General features: G+C 72.9%; 4 protein-coding genes. All 4 read right to left on the reverse strand.

Annotated elements, in window-relative coordinates; genetic code table 11:
* On the reverse strand, positions 1 to 898 hold an 898-nt coding region (locus H5J30_RS23280; RefSeq protein WP_258563496.1), incomplete at its 3' end, for a DUF2637 domain-containing protein.
* A 124-nt stretch (positions 899 to 1,022) separates the two neighbouring features.
* Positions 1,023 to 1,706, reverse strand: coding sequence for a DUF3558 domain-containing protein (locus H5J30_RS23285; RefSeq protein ID WP_181789332.1), 684 nt, complete (start codon positions 1,704 to 1,706; stop codon positions 1,023 to 1,025).
* Between the two features lie 135 nt (positions 1,707 to 1,841).
* Positions 1,842 to 2,870 carry a hypothetical protein gene (locus tag H5J30_RS23290; protein ID WP_181789333.1) on the reverse strand — a complete coding sequence of 343 codons (1,029 nt, stop codon included), beginning with the start codon at positions 2,868 to 2,870 and terminating at the stop codon, positions 1,842 to 1,844.
* Positions 2,871 to 3,148: 278 nt separating this feature from the next.
* Positions 3,149 to 3,310: histidine phosphatase family protein (locus H5J30_RS23295; protein WP_181789334.1), on the reverse strand; the 162-nt coding region annotated here is incomplete at its 5' end.

The raw sequence follows: 3,310 nt of genomic DNA on the forward strand, positions 1-3,310 counted from the left end.
TCTGTATGGCTTGTACGGCTTGCGCGGTCTGTGCGTCCGGTACGGCCTGGGCTGTCGGCACTGTCGGCACTGTCGGCACTGTCGGCACTGTTTGCACTGTTTGCGCTGTCTGTGCTGTCTGTGCTGCCTGCATGACGTGCGCCGCCGGTGCGGTCTGCGTCACCTGCGCTGCCGCTGCCGGCCCCGGTGCCAGTTCCGCCTTCGCCGCCCGCGGGCGCAGCGGGGCGTCGATGCCCGCCGCCGCGAGACCCTCCTGCGCCGTCTCCGCCAGCGGCACCCCGTACCTCGCCAGCTTCAGCGGCATCACCGCCTCCACCGGCGCCTTCCGCCGCCACGCGCGGCCGTAGCGGGCGCGCAGCCGGGCGCGGTAGACCATGCGGTCCTGTTCGAGGCGGATGACCTCCTCGTACGAGCGCAGCTCCCACAGCTTCATCCGCCGCCAGAGCCGGAACGTGGAGGGGAAGGCCAGCAGCCAGCGCGAGACGCGGACGCCCTCCATGTACTTGTCGGCCGTGATGTCCGCGATCCGGCCGATCGCGTGCCGCGCGGCCTCCACCGCCACCACGAACAGCACCGGGATGATCGCGTGCATCCCGACGCCCAGCGGGTCGGGCCACGCCGCCGCGCCGTTGAACGCGATCGTCGCCGCCGTCAGCAGCCACGCCGCCTGCCGCAGCAGCGGGAACGGGATGCGTATCCAGGTGAGCAGCAGGTCGAGGGCCAGCAGGACCACGATGCCGGCGTCGATGCCGATGGGGAAGAAGACCGCGAAGTCGCCGAAGCCCTTCTTCTCGGCGAGGTCGCGCACGGCCGCGTAGGACCCGGCGAAGCCGATCGCCGCGATCACCACCGCGCCGAGGATGACGACGGAGATGAGTATCCGGTGCGTCCGGTTCATGCGTATCGCAGGAGCCCTGTCCACGCGCCGTTCCCTCTCCGCTGGCGATCACCTGCCGCCCCGGGTCGGGCCCGGAGCCACGCTAGCCTCGCACGGCTGTACGGGGCTGCGTATGCAGGTTCGCTCACTTGACCGCGGCCAGGGCCTCCTTGGTCGCCTTCTCCGCGTCCTTCAGCAGGTCGGCGGCCTTCGGCTGATCCGAGCCCTGGAAGCCGGCGCCGTGGTAGTTGACGGTGACGACGACGTTTTCGTGCAGGGAGACGACCGTCTGCTTGCGGTAGTCCTGCTTGTCCTCGGTCGTCTCGTACGTGAACTCCGTGGCCTTCTGGCCCAGTCCGGACGCGGGGGAGGACTTCATGCCCTTGGCGCCTTCGGCGGCCTCGGCGGCGGCGACCTGCTTGCCGTAGTACTCCGCGGCGCGGTCGGCGCCGCTGCCGACGGCGGGGTCGGAGTCGTAGCGCTGGTAGGAGACGTCGAGCCAGCGCCACTGGTAGCCCTTGAGGCCGGTCCAGGAGCAGCTGCTGCGCTGCGCGGTGTCGGCGGACTTGCCCGCGGTGCCGCCGGTGCTCTTCGCGCCCGGCACCAGGTCCTTGACGCTGTCCTTCGCGAGGGCGTCGCAGGGGTCGGGCAGCTTGGCGAACTTCGCCGGCTCGATCTGCGGCTCGCTGGACTCCGTGGACGGTGCGGAGCTGCCCGGCTTGCCGCTGTCGCCGCCGTCGTCGCCGGAGGAGCAGCCGGCGGTGACGAGTATCACGGGCACGGCCGCGGCGGCCAGGGCTCGGGGGATGCGGGTCGTAGAGCGGTGCATGGGTCCTTCATCACTCGGTCGTCGGGCGGCGCGTGGTGGGGGCACGACGCCCTGGGCCAGGCGCCTTGCGGGCGCCGGCTTGCGAGCGTACCCGCCGCCGACGGCGGCGTACGGGCGACCGGGGCGGCCCGTGCGTCAGCCGGCGAGCTGGTCGGCGAGCTGGTCGGCCACCTGCTGGGCGCGCTGTTGCAGCTCAGCGCTGTCCGGCGGCTCGCTGTCCGCGGTGTGCCACTGGTCGTACGTGACGGTCACCACGACGTTCGACGTGCGGAACACCACTATCACCTTGCGCTGCACACCGGCGCCGGCGTCGGCTGCCTTGTCGTCGAGGAACGACTCGTCGCCGATGTCGTCGAGGAGGCGGGGGGCGATGGTCTGGGCGGGGCTGGAGCCGTCGTCGGGGGAGTCGCTCCCCGACTCGGTGCTGCCGTCCGTGCCGCTGTCCGCGGCTGCGTCGGTGGCGTCGGTGGCGTCGTCCGAGGCGTCGCCGGTGGCGTCGTCCGTGCTGCCGGCCTCGGCGTCGTCCGTGCTGCCCGCGCCTTCGGACTCCTCGCCGCCCGCTTCCGCGCCGTCCCCGTCCGGCCCCGGGTCGTCCGTCGCACCGGCGCCGCCGTCCCCGTCGCCGCCCTTGCCCCCGGCCGGCGGGCTGCTCTCGCCCGTGGCGGGGACGCCGCCGGTCCCGGACTTGTCGGGCAGTTCCGGCCGGCCGTTGCTGACGTCGACGTCGTGCTCCTCGGCGCGCTCCGCGTAGATCAGGGCGGCCTGCTGGTCGTCGCTGATCTCGTCGTCGTACGACACGATCCGCTCGAACTGCAACTCCAGCTTGTGGCCGCCCTCCGTGGTCTCCCGCTCCCAGCGGCAGCCCACCTGGCGGTCGGCGTCGTACGTCAGGTCCGGCTCGCCGGCGAGGGCCTCCTCGGCGTCCTCGCCGGTCTCCGCGTCTGCGCCCGGCAGCAGGTCGTTCAGCTTCCCGGCGCTCAGCGCCGTGCACGGCTCGGGCAGCGTGCTGTACTTCCCCGACGGCACCGGTACGGAGGCGGCGCCGGCCCCGCCGGACCCGCTGTCGACGGCGCTGCTGCCCCCGTCGGAGCCGGTGCAGCCGACCAGCGCGACCGCGAGCACGGCGGCCGTCGCGACGGCCTGCGCGAGTGCCCTTCGCTGCACGGGAGAAGGCTCCTTCCGACTTCAGGACATGGTGCCGTCCGAAGGTGGGGGACGACCACCATGTTTATCGCACGTCCTGCCGCTTCGTTCGGTCGGGTGTCCGCCGTAAGGCGGTTGACCCGCTCATCTTGTCGCATGTGCGCCGGGGGCGGTCATGTCGTGTGCCGGGGCGCGCGGTGAGTGTCAGTGGGGCGGCCTACCCTTGGGCGGGTGTGCGGGGGTGTTTCGCGGGGACTTGGGCGGGTGTGCGGGGGCGTATCGCGGTGCGGGAGGGCGCGTTACGAGGGCCCGTGCGCCGGGAGGTTCCAGCCGAGCAGCACCGGCCGGTCGTGTTCCGTGCCGAGGACCGACAGCGTCGCCGTCTCCAGCCGGTACAGCGAGCCGGCGGCCGGGTGCTGGCCCAGCCGGCGGGCGGTGAGGACGCGCAGGACGTGCCCGTG

This window comes from Streptomyces phytophilus (assembly GCF_013870535.1).
Taxonomy (GTDB): domain Bacteria; phylum Actinomycetota; class Actinomycetes; order Streptomycetales; family Streptomycetaceae; genus Streptomyces; species Streptomyces phytophilus.